Here is a 12,195-nt window from a genome sequence, read left to right on the forward strand (position 1 = left end):
GAGGCGATGACCGGCCGCCGTCGTCCTACTCGGCTTCGGCTTCGAGCTCGGCGAGCTTGTCGCGGAGGTCCTTCACCGGCACCTTCACGAGGACCGAGTTCCCGGCGAACTCGTCGTCGAGCGCCTCGGCGACGCGCGGGTCGGCGTAGGTGTCCTCGAGGATCTTCCAGGCCGGGTTGTCCTTGTCCTCCTCGCGGGTGGCGATGACGTTGACGTAGGGCAGGTTCTTTTCGGAGAGCGAGTCGTCGAGGAAGAGTGCGTCGTCCTTCGTGATGCCCTGGCTCGGGTCGAAGTAGGAGGTCCCGACGACGACGGCTGCGAGGGACGGGTCGTCGAACTGCTGCGGGATGCTCGTCGCCGGCAGCGGCACGAACTGGAGGTTCTTGTCGTTCGCGGTCACGTCCTCGACGGTCGGGAAGTTCCCGGCGTCCGCTGCGATCTCGATGAGTCCGGCCGCAGCAAGGATGTTCAGGGCACGGCCGCCGTTGGACGGGTCGTCGGGGATCGCGATGCGCGCGCCGTCGGCGAGGTCCCCGACGTCGGTGAGCGTCTTCGAGAAGATCCCCCACTGGGTGATGACGGTCGAGAACACCGGCGTCAGGTCGGCGTCGTTCTCCGCGTTGAAGGCCGAGAGGTAGAGGATGTGCTGGAAGGCGTTCGCGTCGACGGTGCCGGCGACGAGTTCGGTGTTGGGGAGGACCCAGTCCTTCACGTTCACCCATTCGACGTCGAGGCCCTTCTCGGCGGCGACCTCCTTCACGGCGTCCTGGAACTGCGTGTCCTCGGACACCGCGATCTTCACGCTGAGGCGCTCCGCGGGTGCGCCGGAACCGGTCGCTGCGTCAGCAGTCCCGTTCTGGCCACCGACGACGACGGAGATGACGACAGCGATCGCGGCGACGGCGATGACCGCGACACCGCCGATCAGCAGGTTCCGGCGCTTCCGCTTGCCTGAGGCGATCGACGCCCGCAATTCGGTCGGTTCTGGTCCCGTGTGCTCACTCATGATGGTCCTCGGCTCTGTCTGTGGGTGCACTGGTGCGTGCACGGAGCCAGTTTCCACAGGCGTGCGGAGGGACGCCCGTTGCGTTACCGCCGACCGTCACCGTTCGAGATGAAACGTAAACGTGCTGCACGGACGGGCGATCGTCCCTACACTGCGGCACGTCCACCGGCGCTCCGCACCCCCGGTCCCTGAGCTCCCACTCCGGTCCCTGAGTTCCTCCTCCGGTCCCTGGGCTCCTCCTCCGGTCCCTGAGCTCCCTCTCCGGCCCATGAGCTCCCACTCCGGTCCCTGAAGCTTGTCGAAGGGTGGTGGGCACTTCGACAAGCTCAGTGACCGGGGCTGGGGCTCAGCGAACGAATCCGGAGGCCCGTGGCCGAATCCGGAACGTAGCGACCGTGTTCGCTGCGCGCACCTCTTCCGGTCCCTGAGCTTGTCGAAGGGTGGGGTCAGGCGGGGTGAACGAAGTTACTCCGGCGGCGGGCGAGGCGGCGGCCCGCGAGCTGATCGAAGATGGGGCAGTCGGCCGAGGCGAGCGGTGACCCGTGCTGGATCGGTGTTCCGGTCGAGCGGGTCTGCTCCGGAGCAGATGACGCCGCCTGCGCGTCGAACCCGTGGGTGAGCGTCGTGAAGATCGGGGACGCGGAGCGCGGCGGGCGCGCGGACGAGCTGGGCACGGGGTCCTCTCGGGAGTCGGCGGCGAGGGCTTCGCGATGACGGTGAGTACGTCGCGACAGCGGTTCTCATATTCTAGAACATGAATGCTGAGTGTCGACCTCCACTCGTCAGGTGGCGAGGGTCACCCGACGTCGTACCGGGCCAATGCGTCCGCGTCCTGGGCGATCCGCGAGGCCCGGCGGGCGGCGTCGAGCGCCTCGACCGGATCGTCGACCGCTGCCGCCTCCGCGAGCGCGAGCTGCCGCTGTGCCTCGGCGAGGCGCGTTCTCGCGTCGGCACCCACGCTCCCTCGGTGCGCGGCGATGACGTCGACGGCGACGCGGATGTTGCTGTCCGCGGTGAACAGTGCCCCGCGCAGCGCCTCGCGAGCGTTGTCGAGGCGCTGCTGCGCGCTCCGGGCGGTCGCGAGGGCGGCGTCGAGATCGATGTCGGCGGCGCGAACCGCCTCCAGACGTCGCACCGGATCGGGCAGGACGCGGTCGCCGTCCGTGGACGTGGTCGACTCCGCTTCGAGGAGCGCACGGTTCGCCCGCTCGACGGCAGCCGCGATGACGGCGGCCGTCTCCGCGCGTTCCACCGCCGCGCCCAACGCCTCCGCTTCGGCGATCACCGTGCGGAGCTCCCGCCCCGCTGCGGCGAGTTCGGTCTCCGCTGCAGCGATGCCCGCGAGCGAACGCTCGACGGCGTCCAGCCGGTCCTCCGCCTGCTGCAGCTCGCGCCCCAGGGCGTGCAGTGCCGCGGCGGCCGGCCGGCCGGTGTCGATCCGATCCTTCGTCGTCGCCGCATCGGCCGTCGCCTGGTCGACTGCGTCCTGCGCGGTCCGGCGGAGCACCCGCGCGTCCTCGACGGCGCTCGCCGCATAGCGATCGGCGGCCGAGGCGATCGCGAGGCCGGTGGTGGTGAGTCGTTCGCGCGCGCGGTCGATGCGTCGCTCGAGCTGGTCGAGGAGCTCGGGCGCCGATCGCTCCGCGCCACGGCGTTCGTCGAAGCCGCGCAGTCGGGCGCTCAGCGTGCGCTCGACGTCCTCGCAGACGCTGATGATCCGCTCGTTCCAGGCGCGGCGCTGCGCCTCCGTGTCGGCGATCTCGTCCTCGAGCGACTGACGGAGCCGGAACGCCTCCCCGAGCGCCGAGCGCGCCGAGGCGACGTCGGCCGCATACCCTCGGGCGGCTTCGCGCCCGAACTCCGCTTCGGCGAATCCGACCTCGTCCTCGGCCTCGCGGACCGCGTCGTCGGTGCGGACGAGGGCGATGCCCGCGCGGCGGTGGAGGTCGTCGATGGAGGCGACGGGGGTCTTCGGGTTGCGCCGACGCAGCAGGGTGACGAGCAACCAGACGATGATGCCGACGCCCCCGAACACGATCAGCGAGGGGAGCCACCACAGGTCGTCCATGGGCTCCAGTCTACGAACGCGGAACGGGGATCGGCTGGGAAGGACGTGGCGTCGGACGTCGGTCGTCGACGGCGTTCCGACGGCTGTCGAGCGTCCTCGGGATCACGCTCGGCACGTCGGTCCGCGGGGCTACCCTGAACCCATGACCCGCCAGCAGCGCCTCGTGCTCACGATCGCGATCCTCTCCTCGTTCGTGGCGTTCCTCGACGGCTCGGTCGTGAACGTCGCGCTCCCCGCGATGACGAAGGAACTCGGCGGCGGCCTCATCGTGCAGCAGTGGGTGGTCGACGCCTACCTGATCACCCTCGGGTCCCTGATCCTGCTCGCGGGCTCGCTCTCCGACGCGTTCGGGCGCATCCGCATCCTCCGCATCGGGCTCATCGGCTTCGGCGTCACCTCGATCCTGTGCGCGGTCGCACCGACCGCCGAGGTCCTCATCGTCGCCCGGCTGCTCCAGGGTGGCGCGGCCGCGCTGCTCGTGCCGAGTTCGCTCGCCATCATCATCTCGACGTTCAGCGGCGTCGCGCAGGGCAAGGCGATCGGCACCTGGACGGCATGGACGGGGGCCGCAGGCATCACCGGCCCGCTGCTCGGCGGGGTGCTCGTCGACACGCTGTCCTGGCGCCTCATCTTCGCCATCAACATCATCCCGATCATCGTCACCCTGTGGCTCATGATGCGCACCGACCGCGTACCCGAGCCCGAACACCGCCCGCGGATCGACGTCGTCGGCGCGGTGCTCGGCGCCGTCGGGCTCGGCGGCCCTGTCTTCGCGCTCATCGAGCAGGAGCGCTACAGCTGGTCGAGCCCGATGCTGCTCGTGCCGCTCATCGGCGGGGTCGTGTCCTTCATCGCATTCCTCTGGTGGGAGCGCCACCACCCCGACCCGATGCTGCCGCTGTCGCTTTTCCGCGTGCGCAACTTCGGCTACGGCAACATCGCGACCGTCTTCATCTACGGCGCCCTCTCGCTCGGCTTCTTCGCCATCGCCGTCTTCATCCAGCAGACGGCGGGCTTCAGCGCCACGCTGGCAGGCATCGCGACGCTGCCGCCGACGCTCGTCATGCTCGCGTTGTCGTCCTGGTTCGGCAAGCTGGCCGGCAAGCACGGACCGCGGCTGTTCATGACGATCGGGCCGATCGTCGCCGGCGTCGGCTTCCTGCTGATGATGGGTGCGCAGCAGGACCTGAACTACTGGGTGCAGCTGTTCCCGGGCATCCTGCTCGTCGGTCTCGGCCTCGCGATCACGGTCGCGCCGCTCACCGCGGGCATCCTCGGATCGATCGACCCGGCCCATGCCGGCATCGGATCGGCGGTCAACAACGCGGTGTCGCGCGTGGCCGGCCTCGTGTCGATCGCCCTGGTCGGCATCATCGCCGGTGGCGCGCTCGGCGTCGACGGGTTCCCACGGGTGGTCCTGGCGACCGCCGTGTTCATGTTCGTCGGCGGTGTGGTGTCGTTCGTCGGCATCCGGAATCCGCGGACCGCGACCGCGCCGGAGACGACGGCCTCGTCGCCGGCCTGACGCTGTCGCCTGGCGGCGAGCCCTCGGTCAGCGCGGGTCGACACCCGTGACGGCGGGCGCGGTGGTGGCCGCCCCGATCACCGCGTGGAGCATCTCGCGGAGCTGGGTGAGGTGCTCGGCGTCCATCCGGAGCTCGTTCATGACCCGGTGCGGGATGGCCTCCGCCTGGGTGCGCAGCTCACGGCCGGCGGTGGTGAGTGAGACGTCGAGGACGCGCTCGTCGAGTCGGCTGCGGTCGCGTCGGACGAGCCCGGCGGTCTCGAGGCGCTTGAGGAGCGGGGACAACGTCGCCGGCTCGAGCTGCAGCGCTCCGCCGAGGTCCTTGACCGAGCGCGGGCTGTGCTGCCAGAGGGCGAGCATCACGAGGTACTGCGGATGGGTGAGACCGAGCGGTTCGAGGATCGGCCTGTAGAGCGAGATGACGCTGCGCGACGCGACGGCGAGCGCGAAGCAGACCTGGTTCTCGAGCTGGAGAAGGTCATCGGCCGTGGCGACGGTGGTGGATTCGTTGGCGGTCACGGTCCCATCGTACCCAAATGATTAGTACACTCATCAATATGAGCGAGAAGCGATCCTTCCGGGAGTCCGTGCGCGAGGCCGGTGGTCTGTACGGCTGGGTGAACGGCCGCATGTGGAAGGTGCTCGGTCCGCCGCCCCTCGGTCCCTACAACGAGGAGCCGTTGCCGCCGGCCGCGCAGTCGGGGTGCCCGATCTGCGGCCACGCCATGTCGGAGCACATCGTCGACCGCACGACCGGCCCGCGCACGCAGCTGCACTGCCCGAAGGCGCCAGCTGCCTGAGGGCGATCTCCATCCCGGGTGGCAGGACGTCATCCTCCAGGTGCATGCGGGCTTCCGCCACGCCTGCTGAACTGGTGATATGCCTCAGGTCAACATTTCTTCCACGCCGCCGGTCCCGTCCACCGGCGACGCCACCTCGCGTCGCTGGCACCTCATCGACGCCCTCCGCGGGTTCGCACTCGTCGGCATCCTCTTCGTCAACGTCCCCGACATCACCCGGCTCGGCAGCGACATCCCGTTCGACCAGCGACAGTCCACGCTCATGGACACCGTGCTCGAGTTCGCGGTGCAGACGCGGTTCGTCCCCATTTTCGCCTTCCTCTTCGGGCTGAGCGCGATGCTCGTGATCCAGGGCGCCCGCCGTCGCGGCACCGGCGCGCTCGTGCCGATGCTGCTGCGGTTGAGTGCGCTGGCGGTGATCGGCATCGCGCACGGGTTCCTCTACCCGGGGGAGATCCTCCGCGAGTACGCGATCTGCGGGATCCTCATGCTCCCCCTCATGCTGTGGTTGCCGCGCTGGGCGCTGCTCGGGTCCGGCGTCGTGCTCACGATCGCCGCCTACGCGCTCACCGGCGGTGGGCTCGCTACCCTGCCCGGACTGTTCCTCGCCGGTGCGGGGGCGGCGGCGTACGGCTTGCCGAAGGTGCTCGACGCCGGCGGGCGGCCCGTGTGGATCACCTTCCTCGTGGCGACGGCCCTCGCCGTCCCGGCCATCGTCTGGCAGACCACCGAGCCCGGCGACCCGCGGTTCACGACCGCCGGTGGGATCGCGGGCGGGGTCCTCGCCGTCGTGTACGTCACCGGATTCGCGCTGCTCTGGCAGACGCCGGTGCGTCGAGCCCTCGCGGCCGTATTCGAACCCCTCGGCCGCATGGCGCTCACCAACTACCTCGCCGCGAGCGCCGTGTTCGCGGTCGTCGGGCTGCTCGTCCCCTTCCGGGAGATCGACGACCTGGCCGCGGTGAGCGTCGGGGCGCTCGCGCTCATCGCGGTGCAGTCGGTGCTCAGCCGGGTCTGGCTGCGGCACTTCCGCTACGGGCCGGTCGAGTGGGTCTGGCGGATGGCCACCTGGCGTCGCGTCGTCCCGCTGCGGGGCGCTGCGCTGCCGGCCGCCTGAGCACTGAGTCGCCCTGAACTGCACGGTTTCGGTTCGGATTCGTGCAGATCCGGGCGACTCAGCGGGGTGGGAGTGAGGCGGCCGCGACCGCGACCGCGTCCGCTGGTTCGCGTCCGAGCAGCGTCCGGAGATCGTCACCCGTGCCGTCGAGGAATCCGTGCCGGACGCCGGTGAAGATCGACATGAGCATGGCGGGCTGGAACGGCTTGAGCGCGGCCTCAGTCAGTGCCTCCCGTTGCTCGGCGAGGGAGACGGTTTGGATTGGGACGCCCAGTCGATCGGCCACCTGTGCGGCCGTGATCGGTTCGCCGACGAGGTCGTAGCTGCGACCGACGTGGTCCGACGGTGACATCGCGACGACGGCTGCGGCCTCGGCGAGGTCGGCTCGCGCGACGGCGGCGAGCGCGCCGTCGCCGAACGCCGAACCGAGCGAGTCCCCCGACCATGCCAGGAGCGACCCGAACAGCTCGGCGTACAGGCCGTTCCGCAGGATCGTCCAGGACAGGCTGCTGTGCTGCAGTCGACGCTCGGTCCACCGGTGCGCGAGCGCGAACGCGAGGTGGTCTCCGGCCGAGGTGAGGCTCGTGTACACGACGTGCTGCACCCCGTCCCGCTCGGCCGCGGTGATCGCCGTCTCGTGTCGGGCGATCACGACGTCGTCCTCGGCTTCACCCGCCGACACGAGGACGAGCGTGTCGACCCCGACGAAGGAGACGGTGTCGGGGTCGTCGAAGTCGATCCGTCGCGCGCCGTCCTGACCGCTGCGATTGCTCGCGAGCGGTGCGGCCCCACGGGTGGTGAGCGCATCGAGGATCGCGCTGCCGAGTTGGCCGGTGGTTCCGGTGACGAGGATCATTTCAGGGCCTTTCGGTGTTCGGACTGATGACTCGGACGAGTCTGCGTCCCCCGTTCCGGCCCCACAAGAAGGCACTTCCATGTCACTCACGCACACCGCGGTAACCGCCGACCTCGAACCCTGCGGCAAGGAGGACCACCCGGACTGCGGTATCCGGGACGTCCTCGACCGCATCGGCGACACCTGGTCGGTCCTCGTCGTCGTCGAGCTCGCGTCGGGCGACCGTCGGTTCCGCGAGCTCCAGCGGGCGATCGACGGGATCTCCCAACGCATGCTGACGCTGACCCTCCGCAGACTCGAACGTGACGGCCTCGTCGACCGGACGGTGTACCCGACGGTGCCCGCGCAGGTGTCCTACGCCCTCACCTCGTCCGGTGCGGGGCTCTCGCACCTGATCAAGACGCTCGCCGACTGGTCGCTCGAGCAACGGCCCGCGATCGCGGCGTCGCGTTCGGCGTACGACGCCGCCCACCCGGGGCACCGCATCAGGTGATCGCTGTCGCGTGACGCCGGCGGGGAGTAGCGTCAGCACATGGAGCATCCGATCGTTCACGATCCCGACGATCCGTTCGTCGAACGCGTCAGACGGTTGTGCCTCGCCTACCCGGAGGCGGTCGAGACGTTCGGCCACGGACGCCCGCGCTTCAAGGCGGGCAAGCGGGTGTTCGTGACCGTCGGGTCGGAGATGCGCATCCCGCACAGCATCACGTTCACCCCGGCCGATGAGGAGCGCGGTGCCTGGCTCGAGGACGAGCGGTTCTGGTCGCCGAAGTACGACGGCCCGTCGGGCAAACTCGCGTTCGACGCCGGCCTCGACGGCGACGACACCCGCACGCTCGATGACGTCGACTGGGGGCTCATCGCCGAACTGATCGACACCTCGTATAGGCAGGTCGCCCTCCAACGCCAGCTCCGCGCGCTCGACGCGCTCTGACGAAGGCGGCGACCTCGCCCCACGGACGGCACCATGCCAGACTGACCAGCGGGGGAGCCGCGCGCTGCGGTTCGAGGACGGGGAGCTGTGAGCGACGACGGATCCGGCATGCGGATCGCCGATGCCGAGCCTGACGCGGCGCCGTCCGGCAGTCCGGCGCCGACCGGTCGAGCAGGGCTCCGAAGCCGCTTCGCGCGCCACCCGCGCACGAGCGCCTACCTGCTGCGCAGCGCCGTGCTCGCAGCATCGACGACCGTGGTGGTCTCCGTCGTCGTCGGTGTCATCGCCGCGTGGGGGATCCTCGCCCGACAGATGGAGTACCGCGACGGTGACGGGTACCGGATCACGGGAGGCCCCAACCCGGCGACCTGGTCCGACGCCGTCTCCTTCTCGCCGGCAGGGGAGTGGTACAGCGTCCTCGGCACCATCGGATCCTTCCTCTGGCTCGCCCTCGCGGTCGTGCTCCTCCTCGTGCAGCCGGCGACCGAGCTCGGCGGACGATGGGCCAGGTCCCGCGGGTTCGGTGCGTTCTTCGGGCTTGTGCCGGTGGCCGTCGTCGGCCTCGTGATCTGCGTCATCGCAGCGTTCGGGATCACCGGTGGCAACTCGCCAGCATGGCTCGTGGGCTGGACCTCCTTCGGGACCATCGTGTGGTTGGCGGTGGTCTACGGGCTGCCGATCCTGCTCGTCGTCGCGGCCGTCATCGGCCTCGCCACGCTCGCCGACCGCGGTGGACGGCGTCGGTTCCTGCTCATCCTCGGTGCCGTCCTCGCGGTCGCAGTCGTCGCCGGATCGATCGGACTCTTCCGCCCGCCCGCGCTGGAGCCAGTGGTCGGTCCGCCCATCGGCGGGGAGGCCGCGGCGTTCACGCAGGCTCTGGAACCGCTCGACGGCGTGGCGTCCGTCGAGGTCGTCGGTGCGGGGGCGACCGTCCTGATCGCCGCCGACGCCGGCGCCGACGAGGTGCTCGCAGCAGCTCAGGCTGCGCGGCAGGTCTCGGAGGAGCAAGCCGCTGCAGCACAGGCCGCCGAGATCCAGCCCGCGATCGTCATGGTCGTCATGGCCCGCGAGTCGAGCGGCACCGACCTGGCCGCCGATGACCCGCAAGCGGCGCCCTGGCGGTTGCAGCTCGTCCCCTCCGAGTTCCCGGCGGGCACCCTGACCACCCAGGTGGATCGCTTGCTGCGCGCGGAGGCGCTCGGCGTCCAGATGGTCATCACGGGCGATCGGCCGGCGATCACCGTCTCCTCGATCGCAGCGTTGCCGGGCGTCGTCGCCGCCTTGGCCGAGATCGCCCCCGACGGAGCCTACGTCTCGGTCCCCGAACGGTTCTCGATGGTCTTCGACCCGCTCGAGCTGAGCCCGGCGATGGTCGACGCGATCGTCGGGGTCGTCGTCGCAAACCCGAACGCGGAGTTCGAGCTCACAGCACAGCCGAAGCTCTACGTGAATCACGTGACCCCTGAGGCCGCAGCCGCGATCGACGCGATCCTCCGGGACCCGGCGCTTGCCGGGACGAGCCCCTCCGGGTACCCCGCCGAGTACCAGATCCACACGATCGGCCCCGACGGCGACGTGTACCTCGAAGGCACCTTCGGTTGAGCCCCTGCCGGTAGCGTGAGGGGATGACCGCCGCTCAGCCCTCCCGCCTCCAGTTCGGTGCCTTCGTGATGAACACGGGCTCCCACATGCAGCACGGCCTCTGGCGCCACCCGGACGCGAAGCAGCACACCTTCGACGACGTGAACCTCTGGGTCGACCTCGCGAAGACGCTCGAGCGGGGCCGGTTCGACACGATCTTCTTCGCCGACGTCGTCGGGGTCTACGGCGGTGCCGGGGCGTCCTTCGACGTGAACGCCCGCGAGGGCATGCAGTTGCCGAGCAACGACCCGTCGATGCTGCTGTCGGCGTTGGCGATCAGCACCGAGCACCTTGGCCTCGCGTTCACGTCGTCGATCCTGCAGGAGCACCCGTTCACCTTCGCGCGGAAGATCTCGACAATCGACCACGCGTCCGGCGGTCGGGTCGGCTGGAACATCGTCACCAGCTTCCTCGAGAACGCGGCGCGCAACTACGGGCTCGACCGCCTCGTCGAGCACGACGAGCGGTACGCGTGGGCCGAGGAGTACGTGGCGGTCGTCGGCAAGCTCTGGGAGGGGTCGTGGGACGACGGCGCACTCCTCGCCGACAAGGCCAGCGGCGTCTTCGCCGACCCCACCAAGGTGCACCGCATCGACCACGTCGGCGAACGGTACCGCGTGGAGGGCCCGCACCTGTCGTCGCCGTCGCCGCAGCGATCGCCGCTCCTGTTCCAGGCAGGCTCGTCCGGCGCGGGGAAGGCGTTCGCCGCGAACTACGCCGAGGTGCAGTTCATGATGGCGCCCAGCATCGAGGCGGCGCGGGCGTCCGCGGAGTCGACGCGCGCGCTCGTCGCCGAGACCGGCCGCGACCCGCGCGACGTCAAGTTCTGGCAGGCGATGTCGTTCATCGTCGGCAGCACCGAGGAGGAGGCGAAGCGTATCGAGGCCGAGTACGACGAACTCCTGTCGGCCGACGCGTTCCTCGCGCACTCGAACCTCGGTACCGACCAGGCGACCGGCAAGCCGATCGACCCGGACACCCCACTCAAGGACGTCGAGACCCAGGGCGGGCACAGCATGCTCGAGGCGCTCAAGGCCCTTTCGCCGGACCGCGAGCCGACCGTGCGCGATCTCGCCAAGCTCACCGCGAAGCTGCGTGGCCGCGTCGTCGGCACGCCGGAGCAGATCGCCGACCACCTGGCCGAGTGGCGCGCGGCCGGGATCGACGGGATCAACGTCGCCAACTGGATGATCCCGCACTCGTACGAGGTCTTCGTCGACGAGGTCATGCCGGTGCTGCAGGAGCGCGGGCTCGCCCAGCGCGAGTACGCGCCGGGCACGCTCCGCGAGAAGCTCTTCGGTGCGGAGCCCACCCTCCCGGAGACGCACCCGCTGCGCGCCTACCGCGGCGCCTTCGCCGGCCGCTGACCCGCCTGGCAGCAGGACATCCGCCCGAGAACAGGACGTTTCGACGCGGAATGTCCTGCCCTCGTGCGGATGCCCTGCCCTCGTGCCGCGGGCTGCCGGCAGGTGGTCTCCGGTGTGACGTCCCGGTCCCCGACCATCGAGTGACCTCCTCCGGTCCCTGAGCTTGTCGAAGGGCTCGTCCGGTGGGGCTGCCCTTCGACAAGCTCAGGGACCGGAGAGGCTGCGGTTCAGGGACCACGAATGGCTCAGGGACCGGCTGTGTTCTGGGGTTGCATGCCGTCTGGCTCCTGCGGCCTCGCCGCGCTACCCGGCGGCGGTCGGTGGCATGCGCCTGGGTCGCCAGGTATGGTGGCCCGCACGGAACCGAGGGAGGCTCAGATGACCACCGCTACCACGATCGCTGCTCCGCGCCGGGGGCCGATGCCCGCTGGTGAGGCTCGACGCATCGTCGCCTCGGGGGCCATCTCGGTCTTCGGGTCTCTGCCTTCGCTGGCGTCGACGCACGTGCTCGACGCCCCGGCGCTCTTCATCATCGGGCCCCTCGGGCTCATCATCGCCGCGGGTGTGGTCGCCATGAGCGCGCGACGTGCCCAGGTACCGGCTGACTGGCTCGACGGTGGAGTCGTTGCCCTGCGGATCCTCGGCGCGGTCGCGCTCGTCGCCGGGGTGGTGGTGTTCCTCGTCGGGCTCTTCACGTCGCCTGAATGGGCTCTGGCGTACTGGTTGTCCGTGCCGGCGTCAGCGGTCATCGGAGTCTGGTTGTTCATGGCAGGAGCGTCACGGCTCCGACCTGACGTCGCACCCGCGGACGACGTCCCCGCTCGCTGATCCTCCGCTTGGCAGCAGGACATCCGCCCGAGAGCCGGACGTTTCGAAGCGAA

At 70.1% G+C, this 12,195-nt stretch carries 13 protein-coding genes; 8 read left to right on the plus strand and 5 right to left on the minus strand.

Annotated features, from left to right (window positions below):
• Positions 1–25: 25 nt before the first annotated feature.
• The 3 genes from ACZZZB_RS12755 to ACZZZB_RS12765 form a co-directional block, all read right to left on the minus strand.
• On the minus strand, positions 26–1,006 hold the full coding sequence (locus tag ACZZZB_RS12755; protein ID WP_463529861.1) for a MetQ/NlpA family ABC transporter substrate-binding protein: 981 nt from the start codon (positions 1,004–1,006) through the stop codon (positions 26–28).
• 446 nt (positions 1,007–1,452) lie between these two features.
• Positions 1,453–1,680, minus strand: coding sequence for a hypothetical protein (locus tag ACZZZB_RS12760; RefSeq protein ID WP_463529862.1), 228 nt, complete (start codon positions 1,678–1,680; stop codon positions 1,453–1,455).
• 122 nt (positions 1,681–1,802) lie between these two features.
• Positions 1,803–3,074, minus strand: coding sequence for a coiled-coil domain-containing protein (locus tag ACZZZB_RS12765; protein WP_194644971.1), 1,272 nt, complete (start codon positions 3,072–3,074; stop codon positions 1,803–1,805).
• 142 nt (positions 3,075–3,216) lie between these two features.
• Here ACZZZB_RS12765 and ACZZZB_RS12770 point away from each other — a divergent pair, with 142 nt between their 5' ends.
• A complete protein-coding gene (locus ACZZZB_RS12770) occupies positions 3,217–4,599 on the plus strand; it encodes an MFS transporter (protein WP_463529863.1) in 1,383 nt (460 codons plus the stop codon).
• A gap of 27 nt (positions 4,600–4,626) precedes the next feature.
• Here the strand turns inward: ACZZZB_RS12770 and ACZZZB_RS12775 are convergent, their stop codons facing one another.
• A complete protein-coding gene (locus ACZZZB_RS12775; protein ID WP_191941939.1) occupies positions 4,627–5,118 on the minus strand; it encodes a MarR family winged helix-turn-helix transcriptional regulator in 492 nt (163 codons plus the stop codon).
• A gap of 38 nt (positions 5,119–5,156) precedes the next feature.
• On the opposite strand from ACZZZB_RS12775, the gene ACZZZB_RS12780 reads away from it, so the two are divergent.
• Both ACZZZB_RS12780 and ACZZZB_RS12785 read left to right on the plus strand, forming a co-directional pair.
• The gene (locus ACZZZB_RS12780; protein WP_064296841.1) at positions 5,157–5,399 is read left to right on the plus strand and encodes a hypothetical protein; all 243 of its coding nucleotides are present in this window, start codon (positions 5,157–5,159) and stop codon (positions 5,397–5,399) included.
• A 79-nt stretch (positions 5,400–5,478) separates the two neighbouring features.
• On the plus strand, positions 5,479–6,516 hold the full coding sequence (locus ACZZZB_RS12785) for a DUF418 domain-containing protein (RefSeq protein WP_463529864.1): 1,038 nt from the start codon (positions 5,479–5,481) through the stop codon (positions 6,514–6,516).
• Positions 6,517–6,574: 58 nt separating this feature from the next.
• On the opposite strand, the gene ACZZZB_RS12790 is transcribed toward ACZZZB_RS12785, so the two are convergent.
• A complete protein-coding gene (locus ACZZZB_RS12790; RefSeq protein WP_463529865.1) occupies positions 6,575–7,372 on the minus strand; it encodes an NAD(P)H-binding protein in 798 nt (265 codons plus the stop codon).
• A 79-nt stretch (positions 7,373–7,451) separates the two neighbouring features.
• Between ACZZZB_RS12790 and ACZZZB_RS12795 the strand changes: the two genes are divergently transcribed.
• From ACZZZB_RS12795 to ACZZZB_RS12815, 5 genes are all read left to right on the plus strand, one after another.
• Positions 7,452–7,865, plus strand: coding sequence for a winged helix-turn-helix transcriptional regulator (locus ACZZZB_RS12795; protein WP_086475320.1), 414 nt, complete (start codon positions 7,452–7,454; stop codon positions 7,863–7,865).
• Positions 7,866–7,904: 39 nt separating this feature from the next.
• Positions 7,905–8,306, plus strand: coding sequence for an MmcQ/YjbR family DNA-binding protein (locus ACZZZB_RS12800; RefSeq protein ID WP_229939674.1), 402 nt, complete (start codon positions 7,905–7,907; stop codon positions 8,304–8,306).
• An 87-nt stretch (positions 8,307–8,393) separates the two neighbouring features.
• Positions 8,394–9,908 carry a hypothetical protein gene (locus ACZZZB_RS12805; protein WP_229939673.1) on the plus strand — a complete coding sequence of 505 codons (1,515 nt, stop codon included), beginning with the start codon at positions 8,394–8,396 and terminating at the stop codon, positions 9,906–9,908.
• Between the two features lie 23 nt (positions 9,909–9,931).
• Positions 9,932–11,314: an LLM class flavin-dependent oxidoreductase gene (locus tag ACZZZB_RS12810; protein ID WP_229939672.1), complete on the plus strand. Its 1,383-nt coding sequence runs from the start codon at positions 9,932–9,934 to the stop codon at positions 11,312–11,314.
• Between the two features lie 378 nt (positions 11,315–11,692).
• Positions 11,693–12,142 (plus strand): hypothetical protein, encoded by a 450-nt coding sequence (locus tag ACZZZB_RS12815; RefSeq protein ID WP_463529866.1) that lies wholly within the window; start codon positions 11,693–11,695, stop codon positions 12,140–12,142.
• Positions 12,143–12,195 lie beyond the last annotated feature (53 nt).

The sequence above is a fragment of the Plantibacter sp. AC185 genome, from assembly GCF_979258065.1.

Bases quoted from the DNA above. Each gene is read 5' to 3' on its own strand.
- ACZZZB_RS12755 (WP_463529861.1), bottom strand. From the start codon at position 1,006: ATGAGTGAGCACACGGGACCAGAACCGACCGAATTGCGGGCGTCGATC.
- ACZZZB_RS12765 (WP_194644971.1), bottom strand. From the start codon at position 3,074: ATGGACGACCTGTGGTGGCTCCCCTCGCTGATCGTGTTCGGGGGCGTC.
- ACZZZB_RS12770 (WP_463529863.1), top strand. From the start codon at position 3,217: ATGACCCGCCAGCAGCGCCTCGTGCTCACGATCGCGATCCTCTCCTCG.
- ACZZZB_RS12780 (WP_064296841.1), top strand. From the start codon at position 5,157: ATGAGCGAGAAGCGATCCTTCCGGGAGTCCGTGCGCGAGGCCGGTGGT.
- ACZZZB_RS12785 (WP_463529864.1), top strand. From the start codon at position 5,479: ATGCCTCAGGTCAACATTTCTTCCACGCCGCCGGTCCCGTCCACCGGC.
- ACZZZB_RS12790 (WP_463529865.1), bottom strand. From the start codon at position 7,372: ATGATCCTCGTCACCGGAACCACCGGCCAACTCGGCAGCGCGATCCTC.
- ACZZZB_RS12795 (WP_086475320.1), top strand. From the start codon at position 7,452: ATGTCACTCACGCACACCGCGGTAACCGCCGACCTCGAACCCTGCGGC.
- ACZZZB_RS12800 (WP_229939674.1), top strand. From the start codon at position 7,905: ATGGAGCATCCGATCGTTCACGATCCCGACGATCCGTTCGTCGAACGC.
- ACZZZB_RS12810 (WP_229939672.1), top strand. From the start codon at position 9,932: ATGACCGCCGCTCAGCCCTCCCGCCTCCAGTTCGGTGCCTTCGTGATG.
- ACZZZB_RS12815 (WP_463529866.1), top strand. From the start codon at position 11,693: ATGACCACCGCTACCACGATCGCTGCTCCGCGCCGGGGGCCGATGCCC.